Genomic DNA, 21,938 nt, shown 5'->3' with positions numbered 1-21,938 from the left:
ATGCCTGCCCGTTCAGGGCACCCCAGGCTCCATGCCTGCCCGTTCAGGGCACCCCAGGCGTGAGGTAGCCGCCGCCCAGCGCGGGCAGGGCCGCCCGGTTGGGAGGAGGCGCCTGCCGTCCCGTGTCTCGCTGATCGAAGAAGCCGTTGAGCCCCGCGATGCCGAGCGAGAAGTTCGTCACCCATCCGGGGTCGGGCTTGCCCGCCGCGGCCTTGATGTCGAACGGCCGCGCGAAGTGCAGGCGCAGCAGCAAGGGCCCCAGGGACACGTTGAAGCCGACCACGGCATTGAGGACGCGGTGGTCCCACAAGTCCTTCGCGCCGTCACCCACGCCACCGGTATCCATCGCCACGATGGCCTCCAGGTCGCTGAGGAACGCCACCCGGATGATGTCGTTGAGCGGCAGCTGCATCTCCACCGTGGAGTAGACGAAGTGACGGCCGAGCAGCCACCGCTCATCGCCGAAGTTCACGCCACGCAGGGTGTCGAAGCTGGAGAGATAGTACGAGCGCGCGTACCGCCCACCCAGCGTCGTGCCGGTGCCCAGGCGCGCGAACACGTTCGTCCGTCCGTAGATGGGGAAGTAGCGCTCCGCGTCGAGCCGCACATTGCTGTACGCCTCGTCGTTGAAGGGCTGCACGCCCACCGTGGCTTCCATCAACACGCTGCTGCCGGACAGCGGCCCCGTGGCGTAGTGGTACTTGATGCTGTCGTAGCCCAGTCGCCCGCTCAGCTCGGTCTGGAAGCGGATGGCCTGGTTCTTCGCCCGCCACTCGCCGAGCAGCGCCTGGTTCGCCTCGTTGCGCTCGGGGAACGCCAGGTAGAACTCGACCGGATCATCCAGGAAGTACTTCGTGCCGCCCAGGCTCAGGTCGCCCTGGATGTAGAGGAAGGTGCTGAGCGGATAGCGGTAGCTGCCCAACACGCCGAAGTAACGCTCGGCGGACGTGAAGAAGAGGTCCTTGTTCACGTCCTTGAACGTCTGATCCACGCGGAAGCGGAGCGATTGGAAGAGACCGCCGCCCCATGTCGCGCGCTTCTCGTCGTTTACGTAGAGCAGCAAGCCGTCGGTGAGCTCGAACGAGCCGTACACCGCCAGGGTGAGGATCATCTGGTGGTTGCGCAGCCGGTCCGTGGCGGAGGCGAAGACCTGTCCCACGAAGCCGCCACCGCCCGCTCCGGCGAAGCCGAAGATGGGGCCGAACTCCAGGTTCTGCCGGGCGAACGGCCGATATTGCTGCGCGTCCGTCAGCGGGCGGATCGCCAGCGGACCGGGAGGCTCGGCGGGCGGCTCCTTCTCCTCCTCCAGCGCCAGCATGCGCGGCGGGCGCAGCAAGGACGGACGTCTCTCGCCGGACAGGTGGAACAACATCCAGAGCGAGCCCTCGGGGCCGGGGCCCGGCTCGAACACGCCGGTGGTCAGGTCGGTGCGCCGCACCAGCCGGCCATCGGGCAGCCGCTCATGCAGGTCCGAGCTGCTGTGCGTGTACGCGACGAAGAAGATGCGCCCGTCCGGGAGCGCGACCGGATCCGCCTCGTCGCGGTCCTCGGAGGTGAGGCGCTCGGCGGGGCCCGGCGCGTCGGGCTTGATGCGGAACAGGTTGTACTTGCGATGCGACGTGGCGTCCGACGTGTAGATGATGCCGGTGGGACCCCAGGTGAGCTGACGCTCCGCGAACACGTCGTCCGTGAGCTTGCGGGGCGCCGCATTGTCCCCCGCGGCCAGGTCCACCATGTAGACATCGCGCAGGCCCTTGTCGTCGATGCCGATGAACGCCACGTAGCGCTCGTCAGGCGAGAACGCGGGTGAATACACGGCGACGACGCCTTGCTTGTCGACGCGGATCGCTCGCCGACCGCCGGTCTCCAGCTTCACCGCGAGCCCCGGGTCTCGATCGATGCCGGTGCGGATCGCCGAGCGGCGAACGAGCACATCCGTCGCGTGTTTCTCCGCCGAGTGCCCGAAGTCCTGCACGTACAGCACGTCGCGCCCTGTCACCTCCGCGACGAACGCGAGCTTGTCTTTTCCGAGCGCGAAGTTGCGGCCGGAGACCGGATGCAGTGACTCGATGCCGGGCTGACCATCCGCCGCCACCTCCACCGTCTTCTCGGGCATGCGCGGATCCAGCAGGTACAGGCGGCTCTCGCCCGTCTCCGGGATGATGGTGCGCACGGCCAGCACGTAGCCATCCGGACCGCTCGCCATCGCCGTGACGATGCCGGGCAGATCCGAGAGCGAGTCGAGCGCGGGCGCGGACTGCTCGGAGCCCAGGTATGTCTTGAACGCACGCCGCTTCAGCCAGTTCTCGAAGCGCGCCGCCAGCCGCTTCGGATCATCTCCGGTCAGCCGCTCCAGCAACTCCTCGAACTTGAGCGACGGCGAGTCACGCGAGCCGCCCACCAGCCGCGGCGACTCCTCCAGGATGCGCTGCGAGATGCCGTCTCCGTACTCGTCCTCGAGGAAGGCCACGCGGGTCTGGCCCACCTTGTAGATCCACAGGTAGCCGTAGGGCCCGGGCGAGAAGAAGTCGAGGAACGCGTAGCCCCTCATCAGGTCCGGGTTGACCAGGAGGTCGCGCACCAGCATCTCGGTCTCGGGGTCCAGGCCGCGCTTGGCGTAGAACTCAGCGAGTCCCTCGACGAACCACAGCGGCATGTTGCTCAGCGGATCCCCGAACACCTTGGCCTGCTCGGCCACGGTGCGGACCTTCTGGATGGTGAACTGGTGCGTCAGTTCGTGGCTGCTGATCTCCTCGAAGAGGCGATGGTCCCCCAGGTACGGCAGGGTCAGCTTGAGGTCCTCCGTGCTGGTGACTCCCAGCGTTCCCTCGGACACGGGGAACACGTTGGTCTGAAGGAACTCCGCGTAGCTGTTGTAGAGGATGTACGGGAACGTCTGGGTGGGCACGTACTTGAAGCGTCCCACGAGGTAGCGATACGCCTCCTCGATGACGGGCACGGCGCGCTCGGCGACCTCGCGCTCGCGCTCGTAGAAGTAGAAGCGCACGCCGCCGGTCTTCGCGCCCAACGTCTTCGCGTAGGTGTAGTTGAAGCCCGCGTCCGAGTCGCCCAGCAGCAGCGGGCCGCTGACCACCGAGGTGCCACCGTCTCCACCTGCTTGCGCGACGACGCCCCCATCGGCGTAGGGCACGCCTCCGTCCGCGCTGGCCGCGGCGATCTCCTGGGGCAGCGGGCCCGCGTCCGTCGTGTCGACGGGGATGTTCGCGCTGGGGATGGGCTTGCTGTCCGCCGGAGGCGCCATCGGCGTGGAGGTGGCGTCGCCCGACTTCGTCGCGATGGGCGCCGCGGCGGTGCTCACATCCTGGGGGGCCCCGGGTTGATCGTGCGCGGTGTGCTCCGGGGGCTTGGCGAGCCCCTCCGCGTCCGGACCCACGAGGATGTCCACGTGGCGCCAGGCGAGATCAAACGTGTTGATGGGGGTCTTGCCCGCCTGACGGGGGATGACGAACACCTGGGCGGCGGCCACCCCCGGAAGGAGGAGGGCCAGCAGCAAGGCGGTCAGGCTGGAACGGGGGTTCACGAAGGCACCTCTGGGGTAGAGGAGACAGGCGTATCGACGGCTTGGGAGAAGGCTCGCTCGCCTCCTCGGAACGTACAAGCGGCTCGATTGTTTCTTTGCGTTACGGTGTACGTCCACCGGGCCGGCTTGCTCGGGTTGACGGGACTTTCGTTGGGTCGGCCCGCCCGGTATGGATGGGGGTCATGAAGAACAGCCTTCTTGCATTGACTGGCACCGTGGCGCTCGTCGTGGGTTGCGGCAAGGACTCCACCCCCCAAACGAAGGCCGAGTGTCAGCTTGACGCCATCGACCTGTCGGCCTGTGACCGTTCCAGCCTCGCGACGTTGCAGAGCGAAGGCATCTGGAACATGAACCTCACGTTCGATGATGGTCTCATCGCGCCCGCGACCCTGCGCTATTCGCCGGGTGCGCCGTTGGTCATCGGACTGGCGGTCTCCAGCAAGCAGGTCACTCCGGACACGGTGTTCGTCACCAGTGAGCTGGCGGCGACCGACGGGACGCCGCTCACCTACGCCTTCGCGGGTTGCCGCGCGACGAGCCCGACCCATATGTCCGGCCTCCTGCGCGTGTGCCGCGATGGCGCGCTGACGCGCCGTGGCACCTTCGAGGCCACGCGCGTCGTGCGCAAGGCCGGTGAGTCCGTGGGCTCAGGGGTGGACCTGGTCTCCGAGACGCCGCTGCCGCGCGGCGCGCCGTCGAGCGTGTTCGTCTCCGGCAACTACGCCTACGTGACGGCGCGCGAGGAAGGCCTCTTCGTCTACAACGTGTCCGACCCGGCGCATCCGGTGCAGGTGGCCGAGCAGAAGATCTCCGGCGAGACCTGGAACGACGCGGTGGCGACGGGCACCACGCTCTACGTGGGCACCAACGGGAAGGGGATCCGCATCTGCGACGTGGCGGACCCCACGCAGCCGCACTGCGACAAGACGCTGCTGGCCGACAAGTCGGTCGCGGTCGAGTCGATGGTGCTGGACGGCAACCTGCTGTACTCGGCGTCGCCCACGCCCAACGCGGACGTCATCATCCACGACGTGAGCACGCCTGCGTCGCCGGTGCTGGTGGCGCGCTACACGGTGGAGGGCAGCCAGCCGTTGGTGGGCGACCGGCCGCTGGGGCTCGCGGTGGTGAACAACAAGCTCTATGTGAGCCATTGGACGTTCGGGCTCACGGTCTCGGATGTGAGCACGCCGAAGACGCCGAAGTTGGTGGGGCGCTTCGCGGGCCCGGCGACGAACTCGCTGGCGGTGGGCGCGATGGGCAACCGCACCGTGGCCTTCCAGGGCTCGGATTCGTGGGGCGGCACGGTGCTGTCGTTGGACGTGACAACGCCGACGTCCATCGCGCAGGTCGCGCAGTTCTCGTCGCGTCCGGAGGTCTCGGTGAGCGGGATGGCGCTGTCGGGCACGACGCTGTACGTCGCCAACTTCCAGGACGGTCTGCGCGTGTATGACGTCTCGACGCCGGGGGCGCCCAAGCTGACCGGCTACTACAACACCTGGGAAGAGAACGAGAAGCGCGGGGCGGCGTACTACGAGGGACTGGCCGCCGTCCGCGTGGCTCCGGACGGGCGCGTGTACGGCGTGGACACGGCGCGCGGCATGCTCGTGTTCCGCAAGACGCCGTAGTCGCGTGCTGTTCCTCGGCGCGTCAGCGTTCGAGGAACGTGTTGCTCGAACCGGGACGGTCCAGGCTGGCGGCGCGAGCCTGGGCCAACTCGTAGCCAGCGCTCTGCAAGGCAAGCCGCGCGGCATAGACATCCTGGCGCTCGGCGGCGTCCCGCGCCGTCTGGATGAGGGCGCGGGCTCGTTCGGAGTGGACGACGACGAGTCCCTGTCCCGCGCCGGAGGCGCTCTCGCGGACCGAGGCGAAGCTCTGGTCCGCGACGTCGAGGGCGTTGCCCACGTCCAGTTCGCCTTGCTCCAGGGCTTGATCGGCCGCGACCATCCATTGCCCCGCGGACTGGATGCGTGCGAGCCGCCCCTGTCGAGCCCGTTCGTCGGAGTAGGCGCGCTGCTCGTAGGTGTCCACCTGACTCTGCACGGCGCCCGTGCGCGCCTGGGCTTGGGCATCGCGCTGGGCGACGTCCTGCTCCAACTCATTCACACGCGCGCGCAGTCGTTCGACCTCGTCCTGCGTCGCGGGAGCGTTCTCCTGCTGGGTGGCGGAAGACGCAGTGGGCGCGCCCGGCTGCGAGGGTTCGACGACCGTTGCGCCCCCGAAGCCCGCCGCGTTCAAGTCCTGCGAAGCGGAGTTCTGGCCCGAAGCAGCGGTGCCGGTCGATGCGCCATTCGCATGGGGCGCGGAGCTGCCCTGCGCCGCGCCGGATCCGCCCGTGCCCGCCACTTGCCCCGTCGCGGACACCTGCGCCGCGCCGGATCCGCCCGTGCCCGCCGCCTGCGTTGTCGCTGACTCTTGCGTCGCGACAGATGGCGCGCTGCTCGTCGCCTGGGGCGCACCGGATTGCTCGGTGGCTCCGTTTGAAGTCTGCCCGGGATTGCTGGCTGGCGCGGTCGCGCCATTCGGAGCCTGCGCCGAGGTGTCGGTCGGAACGGCGGACCCATCCGGCGTCGTGTCGGTCACATCGGCAGGTGCGGTGGCTTCGCTCGAAGTCTGCGCGGAGGTGTCCGCCTGGGCGCCGTATCCACTCGAGGCGGGCGACTGTCCCGTGTCCGTGCCCGTGGCGGCTTCCGCGTCCGAGGGATTCGCGGAGGCGTCCGTTGAGCCACTGCCTCCGGTGGCGGGCTCGCGGATGACAGGTGGGGCGATCGGGGCCGCGGCCTCCTGATTGGCAACCTCGCCCGCTGTGACAGGCGGCTCTCCATTGGGGAGCAGGGGAACGACGGCTCCCGCGGCCGTATAGGGATCCTCGGGGACCTGCACCGTGTAGCCCTCGGGCGGGCGATAGCCGTCCACCGTGTCCTGCGCCTGCTCATAAGAGTCCTGGAGCGCGGCGGCGGCGGGGGCGCGGATGCCTGGGTCCTCGGGCGGGCTGGGAGGCGTGTCTTGCGTCTGGCCGAGGTACAGACTGGCGGCGATGGCGATCCACAGAGGCATGCCGCGAAGGTGTTCACGCGGCGACGCTTCGCCCATCGACAAGGGCCGCTCCGCCCGCTTGTCGCGCGGGGGAGCGAGCCCAGGACTTCAGATGTTGATGCGCAGCCCCACGCCCAGGTCGAACGTGGGCGCGGGCACGGAGGTCTGCTTCAGGATGACCTCGGACTGCTGGGTCTCCGGATTGAGGCGGCGGATCTCCGGCAGGTCCATGGCGAGTCGGAACGTGCCGCCCTTCTGCCCGTAGTAGACGGAGCCGTAGGCCTCCACCGTGAGGTAGGAGAGCGCGCGATGCACCACGTTCAGTCGCGTGGTGAAGGAGCGGTCGGACAAGTTCCCGAGCGTGAACAGGTTGAACGTCGTCTTGTCCAGGGACCCCGGCTGGGCCAGCAGCAGGTAGAGCGCCGCGTAGTGCCGAGCCGCGTAGAACGGATCGAACTGGTTGACGAACAGCAGATAGGGATACGCCTCGCGCGTGGTGTAGCCGGTGGAGTTGTAGAAGTACTCCACGCCGACCACGGCGGTGTCGTTCTCCGAATAGGCAAACGTGTGGTTCGCGCCCAGGGTCGCCTGGGGCGTGAGCCCCGTCGGCGTGTCCTCGGTGATGAGCCCCAGGTTGCCGCTGCTCAGCACGTCATGAACAGAGACCCCGTCGGGCAGCTTGTAGACCGGGACATCGGAGCCGCGCTTGAGCGCGAGTTCCCCATACATGTCGATGGGACCCACCGCTGACGACACATCGATGCCGAGCCGCGTCTTGCGCCCCTTCTGCGCCACCGCGCTGACGCCCACCTCGGCGGGACCGAACACGGCTTCCGCGCGCAGCGCGCCACCAATCTTGCCCAGGCTGTCCGCCGGCCCCGCGTTGTCCAGCATCGCGATGCCGTAGAAGTTCCAACCCTTGGACTCCCAGGGCACGTGAACCTTGATCATGGACGCGCCCGTACGCAGGTCCACGAAGGCCAGCGGATCCCTGCGCTGCGGCGACAGGAAGTCGGTGGGATTCCAGATGGTGCCGGTGCCCCACTTCACGTGCTGCTTGCCCACGGTGAGGAACACCGTGCGCTCGATGTCGAAGCGAAGCCACGCTTGGTCCAACAGCACGCGAGGATTCGCCGCGGCCACCCCCGCCAGCGACAAGGAGCTGCCGCCCGTGGCCGTGGCATCCACGGCGCCCGAGGGACGGGTGGGGTCGTAGCTCAGCCGGCCCACCACCATGCCGCGCAGCCGCTCGGTGGGGCGGGCGTCGAAGTACCCATCCACCAGCGTGGGCGCGGTGAGGCTCGTGTTGGAGAACGAGCGGCCCGCCGCGCCAGACGCGCTGGCGCGCAGGTAGAACTGACCGCCAATCTTCAGCGGATCATCCGTGGTCTCGGCGGTGTCGAACGCGTTGCGCGCGGCGCCTCCGGACAGCGACGCCGCGTCGCGGTCCACCAGATCCGGCGCCTGCGCGGAGCCGGTCCGGTCGGGCGCCGAGTCGTTCGTATCCGCTGGCGTCGCCGCGGCCTCGGCAGGGGACGCCGAGTTCCCGCCCGAGCTTCCTCCAAAGAGGTTGTCCTCGGAGGGGCGCGCGTCGGAAGAAGTCGCGGCCGGAGCGGGCGCCGGCGCGTCGCCGCCGAACATCGCGCGCTCATCCGGCCGCGACGCCGGCTCCTGGGCTCGCGCGCTCACGTGCGCGAGCGCCAGGGCCAGCGCGGTGGCCCTGCCAAGGGTGAGGGCGCTCATCGGCTCTTGCTCTCGAGCCAGGCCTTGGTGAAGAGGTTCGCCTCCAGCGAGTGGAGGTCCACGCTCTTGATGGCGATGACCGTGGAGTTGGCCTTCTCCACCTCGTCATAGATGCGGATCTGGTCCGGGAACCACACGTCGGCGTTCTTGGACTCGCTGAACAGCTTGCGCCACGTCGGATAGTACAGCGTGCGCATCAGCCGCCCGGAGAGGGCGAACTCCTGCCGCTTGAGGATGTTGCCCGACTCCACGTCGATCCACAGCTCCACCAGGGGATAGGCCACGTCGATGTTGGCCTTCGCCTTGAGGATCAGATGGTGGACCTTGTACTTGCCGAGCGTCTCCTCGCCCTTGTCCGACGGCTCGAACTCCTCGGCCAGTCGAGACTCGTCGAAGTCGGCGCGGCGGCTGTCGGTGCCCGCGATGCGCTCGCGCTCTGTGCGCCGCTCCCACTTGCCCACGTTGGGGTCGTAGCTCCAGAGGTTCTTGTCCAGCCGCAGGTAACCCTTGCCAGCCTCGCCCTTGGGCTTGGAGAAGAGGATCATCAGCTTGTCGTCCGCGTCGCGCCGGTACACCCACGCCTCGCGGGCCACGTCTGTCTTGTCCTTCTCCTTCTGCTCCAGATAGACGAGCGCCTTGTAGTCGCCGCCATTTCGCTGCCGGTCGTCGATGACCTGCAGCATCTTCGTCATCGCGGGCGTGTCCAGGGCAGACGCCGCGCGGGCGGACAGCAACGCCGCGGCCACCACCGCGGCGGACAGCAGTTTCGAGAGCGACATGGGGTTCACCCGATGTGGTGCATCGCCGTGACCGGCTTGAGCCGCGCGGCGAGGAAGGAGGGGATGAGCGAAATGGCGGTGGTGCACGCGGTGATGAACAGCATCGAGCCCAGAATCACCTTCGGACTCACCGCCAGGTTCAGCGTCTCACTGAGGATGAACACCGCGACCACCTTGGGCACGGCGATCTGCGCGGCGTTGACGAGGGTGCACACGACAAGCCCCAACCCCGCGCCCACCAGCGTGCCCAGGGAGCCCAGCGTCAGGGCCTCCAGGAGGAACATCCACACGACGCGAGAGCGCTGCATGCCAATGGCGCGCAGGGTGCCAATCTCTCGCGTGCGCTCACGGATGGCGATCCACAGCGTGTTCATGATGCCCACGCAGATGATGACGAGCAGGATGGAGATGAGCAGGCCGGAGAGGATGTTGAGCGCGGTCACCGTCCACTTGACGAAGGAGATCTCGTCCTCCCAGTTGGTGATGTCCAGCTTCTGCCCGGTCCACGCCTCGCGGTTGACGGTGTCGAACTTCATCCAGAAGGCGCGCGGATCATTGTCCATCAACTCGTAGCCCGCCGCCGCGAGCGTCTGCCGCAGCCGCGCCTGCACCGCGGGCACCTGCTTGAGGTCCTTCAAGTACAGGAAGATGGCCCCCGTGGTGTCGTCCTTCAGCCGGTAGAGCGAGCGCAACGTCGCAGACGGGACGTAGACGTTGAAGCTGCTCAGCATGCCCACGTTGGCCGCGATGGCCACCACGCGCACGTCCACCGTGTTGTTGATGCCGCGCATCGTGGGCGCGACGATGGTGACGGTGTCACCCACCTTCACGCCGAGCTTCTCCGCCTGCTGCTGGAAGACGAGCAGTGTGTTGGGCTCGTTCAATCCATCCAGGGTGCCCTCGCGAATCTGGAGGACCTTGCGGAAGCCCGTCTCGGTGGACACGTCGATGCCGCCGATACCGGCCTGCACGGAGCCGGTCTCGCTGACGACCTTGGCCCACCCGCGCCCGCGCTGTACCGCGTAGTCCAGCTCGGGCACTTCCTTGTGGATGAGCTCCATCACCTTGGGAGCGCTGGTGACCACCGGGGCGGACTGGCCGGCGGCGAGCTTGTAGAAACCGCCCACGTTGACGTGGCCGGTCATCAGCGTGGTGGCCGAGCGCAGCATCGACTCCTGCATGCCGCTGGACAGGCCTTGCAGGATGACGAGCAGCGCGGTGACGCCCGCGATGGCGCCGCCCAACAAGAGCGTGCGCCGCCGATGCGTGCCGAGGTTACGAAAGGCGATCAGGAAGAGTTGGAACATGGCTCACTCGTCCGTCTGCATCGCCCGGAGGGGCGACACGCGCGCCGCGAGGAACGCGGGGTAGAGGGTGGACAGCGCGGACACCACCAGCACGATGACGAACGCGGCCGCGAGGATTCCCAGGCTGAGCGTCGGGTGGAGGCGGGGACCGGAGAAGAAGAAGTACAGGGTGGGGTTGCCCGCGGGGATGCCCGCGTGCCCCCACATCGCGATGAGGCCACTGCCGAGGAGCGCGCCGGCCGCGCCGAAGACGAGCCCCAGCACCAGCGTCTCCACCAGCACCATGTTGAGCACCAGCGAGCGCTGCGCCCCGATGGCGCGCATGGTGCCAATCTCACGCACGCGCTGCAGGGTCGCCATCATCATGGCGTTGTTGATGATGACCAGGGCGACCACGAAGATGATGAGCACGGCGATGGCGAGCACCATCTTCGCCATCATCACGAACTGCCCGATGATGCCCGCCGCCTGCTGCCACGACACCACGCGCAGGGGCAGGTTGGCGTCCTTCGCGGACTGCTGCAACTCGGCCATCGTCTCCTTCAACTTCGAGGGGTCCTTGAGGATGACGGCCGCGCTCAGCACCATGCCCTTCTCGAGCTCCTGCTGGTTGTAGACGCGCTCAGCCAGGTCCTCGCGCCGCAGGTGGCCCATGCCGTCCATGCCTTCCTTGTCGTTGAGCAGGCCCGGCGTCGCGTCGGCCACCAGGGGCGCCGCGCTGCTGCCGAAGAGGGCGTCCTCGGCGTTCTCGCGAGCCACCGCCGTCACGCCGCTCTTCTTCTGGATCTCGGCGATCTCCGCCTTCCGGTCCGGCGTGAGGTAGCCGTACAGGTCGCGGAACGTCATCAGGTCCATGAGGTTCAGCCCGCCGGCGAGCTGCGACTCCTCCAGGCCCTTGAACTGGTAGGTGCCGTAGATGCGGACGTTCACGCTCTGCACGTAGCCCGTGCGCGTGAAGGCGGTGATGGTGAGCGAGTCACCCAGGCGCAGCCGGTACAGCTCCAGCAGTGGCGCCAGGTCCTTGTAGAACGTGGCGTAGCGCGCATCGAAGTTGTCGTCGGTCGTGGCGAAGAACGACGCCAGGAGCTTCTCCAGGTTGGGCTCCTTCGTCCCGAGGTGGTTCTGCAGGCGCTCGATGGCCAGCTTCGTCTTGAGCGGATCCAACTGCAGGGCGAACTCGCGAAGCTGCTGCGTGTTCTCCTTCACCCAGCGCTGCATCTCCGGATCCTCGGCGATGCGCTTCTTGTTGATGTCGCGCTCGCGCTTGATGAGGTCCAGGCGGCGCGCCGTCTTCAGCTTGAGGAACTCCTCGTAGAAGAACTTGGACAGCAGCATGCCGCGCTTGCCCGGGGGCACCGGCTGACCATCCACCAGCTCCATGCGGTCAAAGCTCTTCTGGAAGGACTCCAGGTCCGTGCCCGCGTAGCGCAGGTAGAGCATGGTGCCGTCTGGGAGCAGGGGGGCGATGCGGTTCTCGAGGAACTCCAGCGCGCTGAAGGGGTCCTGCTCGAACCCGGCCCAGAACGCGTCCGAACGGGCCTTCGCGATGGCCTCTTCGTCCGCGGGCTCCAGCGCGCCGTCGGACAGGAGGGTGTCCTTGTTGGCCAGGTCGGACTCCAGCAGCGTGACGATGTGCCGCACGTGTCCCTTGAGGCTGTCGAGCTGCTCGCGCAGCTCCGGCGTCTCGCCGTGGTCCACGCGCTGGCGATACAGCTCACGCAGCCGCGCCAGCAGCAGGTCCACGGTGTTGCCGGAGGTCACCATGGCGCCGCTGGTGCCCATGGGCACCACCGTCTTCACGTTGGGGTGCTTCTCCAGCAGCGGCTTGATGACGCTGAAGTCATCCACCGCCGCCAGGTCCGGCTCGCCGCCCATCTGCCCGAAGAGGCCCAGCTCGTCCTTCGAGTGGTCCGAGTAGACCTGCAGGTGCCCGGCGATGCTGCCGATGATGCTGCGGCTCATGGCCGTGTCGACGCTGTCCACCAACCCGCCGCCCACGACGACGAGCAGGGTGCCGAAGAAGATGATGGCCCCGATGAGCAGGTTGATGCGGCTGGCGAACAGGTTGCGAAACGCGACCTGAATCAAGAGTCTGAGCTGTCCCATGGCCTAGTGGCCCTCCGCGCCCGCGGCCATCGCGCGCTGGGCCTCGGCGGAGGTGACCCGGTCGAGGATCTTCCCGTCCGCCAGTCTCACCACGGCGTTCGCGTGGTTCATCACCTTCGCGTCGTGGGTGGAGAAGATGAAGGTGGTGCCCTCCTTCTGGTTGAGCTCCTTCATCAAGTCGATGATGTGCTGGCCCGTCACCGAGTCCAGGTTGGCGGTCGGCTCGTCCGCCAGCACCAACTGGGGCCGGGTGACGAGCGCGCGCGCCACGGCGACACGCTGACGCTGACCGCCGGACAGCTCGTTGGGGCGGTGCTTCTCGTGCTGCGCGAGCCCCACCTGCTCGAGCAGCTGCATCACGCGGTCCTTGCGCTCGGCCTTGTTCAGCTTGCGCTGCAGCAGGAGCGGGAACTCCACGTTCTGGAAGACGCTGAGCACCGACACCAAGTTGAAGCTCTGGAAGATGAACCCGATGGTGTGCAGCCGCAGGTTCGTCAGCTCCTTCTCTGTCAGCTTCTTGGTGTCCTGGCCCGCCACGCTCACCACGCCCGCGGTGGCCGTGTCTACGCAGCCAATGAGGTTGAGCAGCGTCGTCTTTCCGCTGCCCGAGGGGCCCGCGATGGAGATGAACTCCCCGGGGAACACCTTCAGGTCCACGCCTCGCAGCGCGGGAACCACCACCTTCCCCAGGCTGTAGTCCTTTGTGACATCGAAGATGGAAACAATGGGGGACTGTCCGGCGCTCATGACGTACGTCCTTTCGAGGCCTTCCCTCGGGTGGCGCGCCACCGCTCGGAAATGCCGGCCATCTCGGCCAGGTAGAATTCTCCAAAGTCACACGCCTCGCGCACGTGCGGCTTGTTGCCGAGCGAGGGGTTGTCCAGGGCTTCCTTGCACAGTCGGATGAAGCGCTTGAGCGACTCCTCCGCGCTGCGCATCCGCGTCTCCCAGCCCTGGGTGCTGATGACGTAGTAGTGCTTGCGGTCGCCGGGCACGCTCACGGGCTCCACCAACCCTGCGGCCAGGCACTGACGGATGTTGGTGGAGACCGAGGCGGCGCTCACCTTGAGCAGTCGCCCGATGCGGTCCAGCGACAGCGGCTCGTCCGCGAGCATCAGCAAGCCATGGATGCGCCCCGCGATGCGCGTGGCACCCTGCGCCTCGAAGTGCAGTCCCATGGCCTCGACCAAGCGTTGCTCAGCCGCCTTCAACTGCTGCATGTCGCCTCCGAGCCGCCCCTCGCGTCACTCAACGCCGAGTGCCGCGTTTATTGAGTTCAGTTCGTTCAGTCAAGACTGAATGAACTGAACGCCGTGTCACGAATGCGCGACCTCTGGACAAGCGAAACCCCTCGTCTCCACGGAGGAGACGAGGGGTCTCGGGGGCGGCGTGAGCGCGGCGCCGCTAGTACGTGTCGGGCGAGTTGGACGAACCCGACTTCGTGTCGGGGTTCATGCCCTTGTCGTGGCTGGAGCCGCTCGTGCCCTGGTCCTCGGGCGACGTGCCCATCCCCGAGCCACCGGTGCCGTGGTGGAGCGATGAGTCGGGTGAGGTGCCCTCCGTCGTGTTGGAGCCGCTGCTCGGCGCGCTGCTCGGCGCGATGCTCTTGGCCACGTTCTTGGTGTCCTTCACCTCGAAGCTGGCGCGGATCTCCTGGCCTTCCTTCAGGTTCTTGGCGGCCTTGAGGCTCGGGTCGGTGAACTGCGTCTTGCTGTCCACCTCGAGTGGGACGACGGCGCCCATGTGGTCCACCCAGACCATCTTGCTGTTCGCCTTGACGACCTTGCCCGTCAACTCCTGCTGGCCCATGGAGTCCTGGGTCATGCTGCTGGCGCTGCCCGCGCTGCCGCTGCCGCCCTGATCCATCGAGCCCGAGCCGGACGTGCCCTGCATGCTGTCCGAGCCCGCCGCGCCGGAGCCACCTTGCGCCGCGCCCGAAGACTGTTGCTGCTGCGTGTCCTGGCTGGCGCTGTCTCCCTGCGCCAGGGCCGCGCCCGAGCCCAACATGGCCATCGATACGAACACCCCAACCAGCTTCTTCATGGAATCTCTCCTCGTGGTGACGTGGGACGGGAGGGGGGCGTGGGCCCCCCGCCAGGTCAAAGCTAGGTGCGGGGTGTGGAGGGCACAGGCCCCGGGCGCCCGGGTCGCGCGTCCGCCCCCACACCGGCCCACGGGCCAGGGGCCCGGCGCGCGTGTCGGTGAGTCGAACGCAGGCGCCGGGGTGGCTTGATGCGGACGGGGCTTTCCCCTACCGTTCGCAAGACGTGCATTCCCGGCCTCTTGGCCGGCACCTTGCCAGGAGACCGTCCCCGCGATGCCCCCGCCCGCCAAGCCGTCGCCCGCCCCGGAGCTGCCGGTTCCGTCCTATCCCGCCATCGAGTCGTACATCGAGCGGGCCACCCCGGAGGAGGTCGGCGCCTTCTTCGGCTCGGTGAAGACGGCCCTCACGGACCTCAAGGGCCCGCGCGCCGAGCAGGGCAAGAAAGTCCAGGCTGCGATCGCCCGCTCCGAGGAACTGCTCGGCATGCTCGTGGACGTCCGCGAGCGCCTCGTGGCGGAATCGAAGAGCGGTAAAGGCAAGAAATGACTGGGGGTCGGGTGAGCCCGGGCACTTTTCTCATCCGCACCAAGCAACCTGAAATCCCCTCGGACCGATAATTCAGAAAAGAGCCACTGGATCATCCAGCGGTTCCCGGTTTTCGCTGGCACCAGCGCGTGGAGGCAGTGATGAGCGTGAAGATCGACGGCGGTATGATGGGCCCCAGCAACATGCGCCTGAACACCCAGATGACGACGGCGCGTCAGACCCCGAACACCACCTTCGGCGCTCGGGTTCAGTCGGGCCTGAACAACGCGGCGGGTGCGGTGGGCGCGGGCGTCGGCGCGGTGGCCGGCATGGTCCCCGGCGGCAGCATCGTCTCGGCGGCGGTGTCGTCCGCGCAGACGTTCTCCGGCAGCGCGGGCTCGGGCATCGCGGGCGGTCCGTACGCGGGCACCATGAGCGCGGGCGCGGGCTCGGCGTCGCTGCTGGCCGGCTCCGGCGCGGTGGCGTCCACCAATGTGGGCGGCTCCACGGGCAGCCCCAGCACGCTGGGCACCAGCGGCGTGGGCGGCAGCGTCGGTGACCAGGTGAACGGAAACTTCAGCCTGGGCCAGATGCAGAACGACAACGTGAAGCTGCTCAACCTGCAGGCCGCGATGCAGCACGAGTCGCAGGTCTTCACGGCGGTTTCCAACGTGATGAAGTCGCGGCACGATACGATCAAGAACTCGATCGGCAACGTCCGCTAGCCTCAACGGCTGGCGGCGACTGACCGGAGCAAGGAGGGCGGCCACGACGGCCGCCTTCCGTGCTTCCGGCCCTTGGAAAGGAAGCGCGGCGTCCCATGGCGGAGACCTCGGAGATCTCGAACAGCTTCGTCCCCCTCACGCGCCAGCAGGCCATGGTGCTGTTGGAGTCGGGCTATCTGTGGCTGGACATGGGCCACTACGACAAGGCGCGCGAGCTGTTCGCGGGCGCCGCGGTGCTGATGCCGCGCAGCGAGGTCCCCCAGATTGGCCTGGGCGCGGTGGAGTTCGCGCAGGGCAAGCATGACAAGGCGCTCCAGGCGTACCGCGCCGCCCAGCGGCTCGCGCCGCACTCCGCGCTGCCGCGCGCCCACGCCGGCGAGGCGCTCCTCTTCATGGGGAAGGTGCCCGAGGCGCTCAAGGAGCTGAAGTCCGCCATGGATCTGGATCCGGAGGGTGACGGCGGTCGTCTGGCCCAGGCGCTCATCCAGGCCAAGGACGCGGGGGCCCTGCCTCCGCCCAAGAAGTAAGGGGGTGCGCTGATGGCTGTCGGTGGCGTCGGACGTGGGGGTGGAAAGGGCCGCGCGGGTGGCGCGAAGGGGGCGTCCGGTGGCGCACCCGCGGCGGGCGCGTCCTTTGGCGCCAAGGTGGACCGCGCGGAGTCTCTTGTCGGGCCCTCAGGTCTGGTAGGCTCCAGCAACGTTCAGGGCCCCCAGCCCATGGATCCGATCGCGGCGCAGGCGTTCGCCATCGCCCGGCGGCTGAAGAACGGGGGCTTCAAGAACAAGGAAGAGGCGACGAAGGCGCTCGTCTCCGAGGTGCTTGAGGAGAAACTGCGCATGAAGTCGGACGCCTTGACGAGCCGGATCGCGGATGCGTTGCAGGATGATCCCCGGCTGAACCAGGTTCTCGAGCGGCTGTGGTCCAAGGCCGAGTGAGCGCTCCGCTTGCCTCTGGGTGAAGACAGGAAGGTCATCCTGGAGAAGTACGGGCCCTACGTACGGTCGCTCGCGGCGACCGTGCGCAAGCAGTTCAGTGCCCAGCTCGAGCTGGATGAACTGATGGCCTATGGACAGATTGGCCTGCTGGAGGCCGCCGAGCGCTTTGACGCGAAGGTCGGCGCCAACTTCCTCACCTTTGCCCACTACCGCATCAAGGGCGCCATCTTTGACGGCCTGAGGAAGATGGGCGTGTTGCGGGGCGCGGACGCCCGCACGGCGTACCAAGGCGAGCGGGCGGCGGCGTATCTCGGAAATCTTTCCGATCGTGAGCAGGGCGCAAGCAACCGCGGCACCTCATTTGACGATGATGTCAGTGACATCTCGAATGCTGTCGCGGGGCTGGCCCTGGTTTTCGCTGCGGGCCAGGATGGGGCGGAGGCGGCGGGGTATGTGGACGAGTCTCTTCCGGCGGATCAGCGGATGGAGGCCGAGCAACTGAAGAACCGGGTCCGCTCGGCCATCGAGAAGCTGCCGGAGAAGGAGCGCAAGCTCCTGCAGGGGTATTACTTCCAGGGCCGTACACTGGAAGAAGCGGGCGCGGAGATTGGGCAATCGAAGAGCTGGGCGTCGCGGCTTCACGCGCGCGCCATTGATAGGCTCAAGGAACTTTTGACCGAGGAAGAGGAACTTCCTCCCTCGGCGGATGCAAGGAGGGTGTCACATGGCGGCTCCGATGAGCGGCATCTCCGCGGGTCAGGTAGCGCAGCAAAAGCTGCAGGATCAGGGCGCGCAGCAGACGAACAAGCAGGGCGCCTCGAAGTTCGACGGAGTTCTCGCTAACAAGGCCCAGGGCGCGGGGCAGGTGGACGCGGCCCAGGGCGTGAACAAGGCCCAGGCGGCTCAGGCCACGCAGCGCGCGGACGCCGTGCGCCAGGTGGAGACGGTCAACAAGACGGAGAAGGCGGGCCTGAACAAGGTCAGCGGCGCGGCGCAGGATCCGGCCACCGCTCGCGGCGCTGAGCCCGTGGACGCCAAGACGGAGACGGCGAAGGCCGGCACGTCGCGCGGCGGCGAGATGATGTCGAAGATGGTGGGTGACCTGGAGAAGGGTCAGCTCAACCTCGAGAAGCTCATCAGCCAGGCCGGCTCCGGCAAGAACTTCTCCAACGGCGAGCTGCTGTCCCTCCAGGCGTCCATGTACAAGTACTCCCAGGAGATGGACCTGACCTCCAAGGTCGTGGAGAAGGCCACCAGCGGCCTGAAGGACGTCGTCAAGACGCAGGTCTGAGTCATCCACCCGCCGGTCCCTGGCGGAAGCGAAGGGCGGTCCCTCGACACGAGGGGTCGCCCTTCCGCGTTTTCCAGGGCGCCTGTAAGCTACGTTCCGCCCATGAATCGCCGACCGTCCGCGTTTGCCGCGCCGCTCCTCGCCTTGCTGTTCGTCACGGGTTGCTCCATCGAGCTTCAGCATGAGCTGAACGAGGCGGACGCCAACGAGATCTACGTCCTGCTCAGCAAGAACGGCATCAACGCCAAGAAGGAGAAGGAGGAGGGAGGCAACGAAGTCCGGTTCATGATCACCGTGCCCAAGACGGACGCGGCGCAGGCCGCGGAGCTGCTCAAGCTCAACTCGTTGCCGCGGCCGGTGGAGAAGGGCCTGTCTCACTTCGCCAAGGGCAGCATGGTGCCCACCGCCACCGAGGAGCGCGCGATGCTCCTCAAGGCGATGGGTGGCGAGGTCTCCAATGCGCTCAACCAGATCGACGGCGTGCTGGAAGCGCGCGCCATCGTGATGGTGCCGGAGAACAACGACCTCACGCAGCCGGAGAACCGGCCCATGCCGTCGGCCTCCGTGTTCATCAAGTACCGGCCGGGGGATGGCGGCAAGCCGCCCATCGAGCCGAACGCGGTGAAGCAGTTCGTCGCCACGGCGGTGCCGGAGATGAAGCCGGACGCGGTGACGGTGCTGATGACGCAGGCGCTGCCTCCGTCGGCGGAGACGGACTCGGAGAGCCGGCTTCAGGACGTGCTGGGCCTGCGCATGACGGCCTCCAGCGCGGGGACCTTCAAGATGATGATGGGCGGGGCCTTCCTGCTCGTCCTGGCGATGCTGGGCCTCACGGCGTGGACCTTCATGCGCGGAGGCGCGAGCGCCGCTCCCGCCGCGCGGCCTGCTCGGGGACGGGGCCGTCCTCCGGAGGGATGACGCGAGCCCTTCCGCCGGGCATCCACCGCGGCTTCTTCCTGGGCCGCCTCTCCCCCCTCCAGCGGGCTCCAGCCGGGCCCGCGAGGTGACTGTTGGACACGTTCTTCACCTCGCTCAACAAGCGCCAGACGATGCTCTTGCTGACCGCCGTCACGTTCGGTGGACAGGAGAGCCTGTCGGCGCTGGAGCATCTCCCGGAGGAAGAGGGAGACCTCTTGCGGCATCGCGCGCAGGAACTCCTCCAGGTCCCCCGTGAGAAGCGCCTGCCGGCGCTGGTGCAAGAGATCAAGCGCCTGGTGAAGGACCGCCGAGGCCAGCTCTGGAGCGCGGATCCGGAGCGCGTGGCGGCGCTGCTCCAGCGAGAGCGTGGTGCCCTGGCCGAGGTGGTGCTGCGCGCGCTCCCGGGCTCGGTGGCGGAGGCGGTCCGTTCGCACCTGCCGCCGTCCCGCGTGAAGCTCACGCGAGAGGTCCGGCCGCAGGTCCTCGACATCGTCCGGTGGAAGCTCGAGGAGGTCCTGGCCCGGCAAGCGGGTGGGGCCGCCGCGGCGGGCTTCAAGTTCGTGGACGTGCTGCTGCTCCAGACACGAGAGCTCCTGACCGTGTGTGATCGGCTCGGGGCCCGCGTGCTGGGGCCCGCCCTCGCGGGCTTGCCCGAGGGCGAGCGTGACGGTTCCATCGAGCAGTTGCCTCCGGACCTGCGCGTGCTCGCGACCAAGTCCGTGGCCGCCAACGCTCCGCGCAAGCTCCCCGAGGAGGAGTCGCGGGCGCAGCTGGACGCGCACGGCGGTGTGGCGAGCCTGGCGGGGGCCATCCGAAGCGCGGGCGTGCAGCGCCTCGCGCGTGCGTGCGTGGCCCAGAACCCTGAGTTCGCCGCGCGCATGTTGGAGAAGCACCGCGGGGAGTTCGGGCAGCTGCTCGCGCGCTGGGTTCGAGAGGAGCGCTCTCGCCCGACGGCGCGCGGTGATGGCGGCCGCACGGACATCGTGATGGACCTGGAGCGGCTCGTGGCGCGCGGCCTCATCGAGCGGCCTGTTCGGCTCATGGTTCCTCCGCCGCGTCCCATGGCCGTCCTGCCGCCGCCTCCCGGTGCCCGCAAGCCCGCGGCCGGTGCGCCGCCTCGGGCGGAGGTCTCTCGCGCGGAGGCGCCCAGCGCCGCTCCTGCGCGTCCCGCGGCGGGTGCTCCGGGCGAGGCGGAGCGCGGGGCCAACCCGGCGGCGAGAGGGCCGGGGGGCGCTCTGCGCGCACCCGCTGGGGCGCTGCGCGGACCTGCGGGGGCCCTGCGGCCACCTTCCGCCCAGCGGGGCGTGGGCGCGCGGAGCGAGACGGCGAGCAGCGCGGAAGGCGAGCCTCGGCGTGACTTCATGGCCGAGCGCGCCGCGCGCCGCGCTGGAGCCGCCTCGTTCCGTCCAGGGGGACGTCCCGAGGGTGGGGCGGATGAGTCACGTCCGCGTCCGTCGGCGGAGCGCGGCTCGGCGGTCTCGGCGATGCCACGACCGGAGGGTGAAGGCGCGGCGGATGGTTCTCGCGTGCGTCGTCCCCTGCCTCCGGAGCGGGGCTCGGCGGTCTCCTCGATGCCCCGGCAGGACGATGCGGATGGCTCGAGGGTGCGGCGTCCCCCCCCGGACCGAGGCTCCGCGGTGTCTGCGATGCCACGACCGGAGGGCGAAGGCGCGGCGGATGGTTCTCGCGTGCGCCGTCCCCTGCCTCTGGAGCGGGGCTCGGCGATTTCGGCGATGCCTCGGCCGGAGAGCGAGGGGGCGGCGGATGGCTCTCGCGTGCGCCGTCCTCCTCCTGCCGACAAGGGTTCGTCGATTGGACCGCCGCCTCGCCGCGAGATCCCCGCGCGTGAGGGGCGCGCCGCGCGGCCGGATCCCGATGGCGCGCGCATCGGACCGCCTCCGTCTCGGCTCGGGGCCGCTCGGGGGGCGCCTCCAAGTCGTGAGGAGGGGACGGCGTCGCGGGTGGGGCGGCCGGGTCGTCCGGGGGCGGCCGAGCCTGACGCCGGCTCTCGTGTCCAGCGGCGTCCGGATGCACCTGCCCCCGAGGGCGATCCGGATGGCTCGCGGGTGTTCCGCTCACGCAGCGGTTCTCGTCCCGTGGCGCGCCCGGCCGAGGAGCCCGAGCGTCCTCCACGGGTGGTGGCGGGGCGCTCCGCCACGTCGGCGTCCATGGCCGCGCTGCGCCCGGGCCACGAGGGGACCGCGGTGGGGCGGCGCCGAGGGTCCTCGGGTGTCGAGCGGCAGGGACCTCCGCCTCCAGGAGGGCGTGGACCGCGCGGCGGAACGCGCTAGCATCGAGCCCCCAAGGAGCAGCCCATGGCGATCGGCAAGGTAATCAAGGGGGATGGGACCGCGGAGCCAGCCATTCCGGCGGAGCGGCCCGTGCTGCGTCCTCCCCGCGCCGGCGTGATGAACGCCGAGGTCTTTGAGGCCCGCCAGGGCGCGCATGGCATCCTGGAAGATGCCCAGCGCGAGAAGGAGCGCATCCTCGCGGAGGCCCAGCGCGAGCGTGAGGAGACGATCGCCCGGGCTCGGGAGCAGGGCCGTCAGGAGGGCCTCGCCCAGGCCTCGGAGATCATCCTCCGCGCGAAGATGCAGGCTGGGGAGATCCTCGCCTCACACGAGCGCGACGTCATCGAGCTGGCGCTCAAGGTGGCCCAGAAGATTCTCGGCCGCGACCTGGAGCGCGATCCGGAGCTGCTGGTGGACATGTGCGCGTCCGCCATCGACAACCTGCGCAACGCCCGCTCCATGGTCCTGCGCGTGCACCCCAAGACGGCGGCGGTGCTGCGCGCCAAGAAGCCAGTGCTGATGGAGCTCATCGGCCGCGCGGTCGACCTGGCCATCAAGGAGGACCAGGAGGTCGCTCCGGTGGGCTGCATCGTCCAGACGGAGTTCGGCACGGTGGACGCGCAGCTGCCCACCCAGTTCGAGATGCTCCAGAACATCCTCCTGCCGGACTCGGCCAAGAAGGAAGGGCCGGCCTAGGCCG

General features: G+C 68.5%; 19 protein-coding genes. 10 read left to right on the top strand and 9 right to left on the bottom strand.

Features of this window, described 5'->3' with window-relative positions:
• Positions 1-43 precede the first annotated feature (43 nt).
• Positions 44-3,541, bottom strand: a complete 3,498-nt coding sequence (locus KRR26_RS05370) for a M61 family metallopeptidase (protein WP_120201450.1) — start codon at positions 3,539-3,541, stop codon at positions 44-46.
• Positions 3,542-3,723: 182 nt separating this feature from the next.
• Between KRR26_RS05370 and KRR26_RS05365 the strand changes: the two genes are divergently transcribed.
• Positions 3,724-5,166 (top strand): LVIVD repeat-containing protein, encoded by a 1,443-nt coding sequence (locus KRR26_RS05365; RefSeq protein ID WP_217079256.1) that lies wholly within the window; start codon positions 3,724-3,726, stop codon positions 5,164-5,166.
• Positions 5,167-5,188: 22 nt separating this feature from the next.
• Here KRR26_RS05365 and KRR26_RS05360 read toward each other — a convergent pair whose 3' ends face one another.
• The 8 genes from KRR26_RS05360 to KRR26_RS05325 form a co-directional block, all read right to left on the bottom strand.
• Positions 5,189-6,595: a hypothetical protein gene (locus KRR26_RS05360; RefSeq protein ID WP_217079255.1), complete on the bottom strand. Its 1,407-nt coding sequence runs from the start codon at positions 6,593-6,595 to the stop codon at positions 5,189-5,191.
• An 87-nt stretch (positions 6,596-6,682) separates the two neighbouring features.
• Positions 6,683-8,317 carry a hypothetical protein gene (locus tag KRR26_RS05355; protein ID WP_199723642.1) on the bottom strand — a complete coding sequence of 545 codons (1,635 nt, stop codon included), beginning with the start codon at positions 8,315-8,317 and terminating at the stop codon, positions 6,683-6,685.
• Positions 8,314-9,096 (bottom strand): outer membrane lipoprotein-sorting protein, encoded by a 783-nt coding sequence (locus KRR26_RS05350; protein ID WP_217079254.1) that lies wholly within the window; start codon positions 9,094-9,096, stop codon positions 8,314-8,316. The genes KRR26_RS05355 and KRR26_RS05350 overlap by 4 nt, the downstream gene beginning before the upstream one ends.
• Positions 9,097-9,101: 5 nt before the next feature.
• Complete coding sequence (locus KRR26_RS05345; RefSeq protein WP_217079253.1) at positions 9,102-10,403, bottom strand: ABC transporter permease; 1,302 nt, start codon at positions 10,401-10,403, stop codon at positions 9,102-9,104.
• Positions 10,404-10,406: 3 nt separating this feature from the next.
• A complete protein-coding gene (locus tag KRR26_RS05340; protein WP_217079252.1) occupies positions 10,407-12,509 on the bottom strand; it encodes an ABC transporter permease in 2,103 nt (700 codons plus the stop codon).
• A gap of 3 nt (positions 12,510-12,512) precedes the next feature.
• The gene (locus KRR26_RS05335) at positions 12,513-13,256 is read right to left on the bottom strand and encodes an ABC transporter ATP-binding protein (RefSeq protein WP_120201436.1); all 744 of its coding nucleotides are present in this window, start codon (positions 13,254-13,256) and stop codon (positions 12,513-12,515) included.
• Positions 13,253-13,729: a GbsR/MarR family transcriptional regulator gene (locus tag KRR26_RS05330; RefSeq protein WP_120201434.1), complete on the bottom strand. Its 477-nt coding sequence runs from the start codon at positions 13,727-13,729 to the stop codon at positions 13,253-13,255. The genes KRR26_RS05335 and KRR26_RS05330 overlap by 4 nt, the downstream gene beginning before the upstream one ends.
• A gap of 184 nt (positions 13,730-13,913) precedes the next feature.
• Complete coding sequence (locus tag KRR26_RS05325) at positions 13,914-14,552, bottom strand: hypothetical protein (protein WP_217079251.1); 639 nt, start codon at positions 14,550-14,552, stop codon at positions 13,914-13,916.
• Between the two features lie 274 nt (positions 14,553-14,826).
• On the opposite strand from KRR26_RS05325, the gene KRR26_RS05320 reads away from it, so the two are divergent.
• The 9 genes from KRR26_RS05320 to KRR26_RS05280 all read left to right on the top strand — a co-directional run bounded on the left by KRR26_RS05320 (position 14,827) and on the right by KRR26_RS05280 (position 21,934).
• On the top strand, positions 14,827-15,099 hold the full coding sequence (locus KRR26_RS05320) for a hypothetical protein (RefSeq protein ID WP_120201431.1): 273 nt from the start codon (positions 14,827-14,829) through the stop codon (positions 15,097-15,099).
• Between the two features lie 140 nt (positions 15,100-15,239).
• Entirely contained in the window at positions 15,240-15,803 is a 564-nt protein-coding gene (locus tag KRR26_RS05315) for a hypothetical protein (protein ID WP_120201429.1), read from the top strand.
• A gap of 95 nt (positions 15,804-15,898) precedes the next feature.
• Positions 15,899-16,330 (top strand): tetratricopeptide repeat protein, encoded by a 432-nt coding sequence (locus KRR26_RS05310; protein WP_120201427.1) that lies wholly within the window; start codon positions 15,899-15,901, stop codon positions 16,328-16,330.
• A 189-nt stretch (positions 16,331-16,519) separates the two neighbouring features.
• A complete protein-coding gene (locus KRR26_RS36625; protein WP_233576529.1) occupies positions 16,520-16,738 on the top strand; it encodes a hypothetical protein in 219 nt (72 codons plus the stop codon).
• Between the two features lie 9 nt (positions 16,739-16,747).
• Positions 16,748-17,581: a sigma-70 family RNA polymerase sigma factor gene (locus tag KRR26_RS05300; protein WP_120201423.1), complete on the top strand. Its 834-nt coding sequence runs from the start codon at positions 16,748-16,750 to the stop codon at positions 17,579-17,581.
• On the top strand, positions 17,463-18,029 hold the full coding sequence (locus KRR26_RS05295; protein ID WP_233576527.1) for an ATP-dependent helicase HrpB: 567 nt from the start codon (positions 17,463-17,465) through the stop codon (positions 18,027-18,029). The genes KRR26_RS05300 and KRR26_RS05295 overlap by 119 nt, the downstream gene beginning before the upstream one ends.
• Positions 18,030-18,131: 102 nt before the next feature.
• Positions 18,132-18,947 carry a type III secretion protein gene (locus KRR26_RS05290; protein WP_120201420.1) on the top strand — a complete coding sequence of 272 codons (816 nt, stop codon included), beginning with the start codon at positions 18,132-18,134 and terminating at the stop codon, positions 18,945-18,947.
• 92 nt (positions 18,948-19,039) lie between these two features.
• The gene (locus tag KRR26_RS05285) at positions 19,040-21,238 is read left to right on the top strand and encodes a hypothetical protein (protein WP_217079250.1); all 2,199 of its coding nucleotides are present in this window, start codon (positions 19,040-19,042) and stop codon (positions 21,236-21,238) included.
• Positions 21,239-21,262: 24 nt separating this feature from the next.
• A complete protein-coding gene (locus KRR26_RS05280) occupies positions 21,263-21,934 on the top strand; it encodes a FliH/SctL family protein (RefSeq protein WP_120201416.1) in 672 nt (223 codons plus the stop codon).
• Positions 21,935-21,938: the final 4 nt, after the last annotated feature.

The organism is Citreicoccus inhibens (genome assembly GCF_019039035.1).
In the GTDB taxonomy this organism is placed as follows: domain Bacteria; phylum Myxococcota; class Myxococcia; order Myxococcales; family Myxococcaceae; genus Citreicoccus; species Citreicoccus inhibens.
The sequence above is the reverse complement of the archived record's forward strand: the minus strand, read 5'-3'. Positions and strand labels throughout refer to the sequence as shown.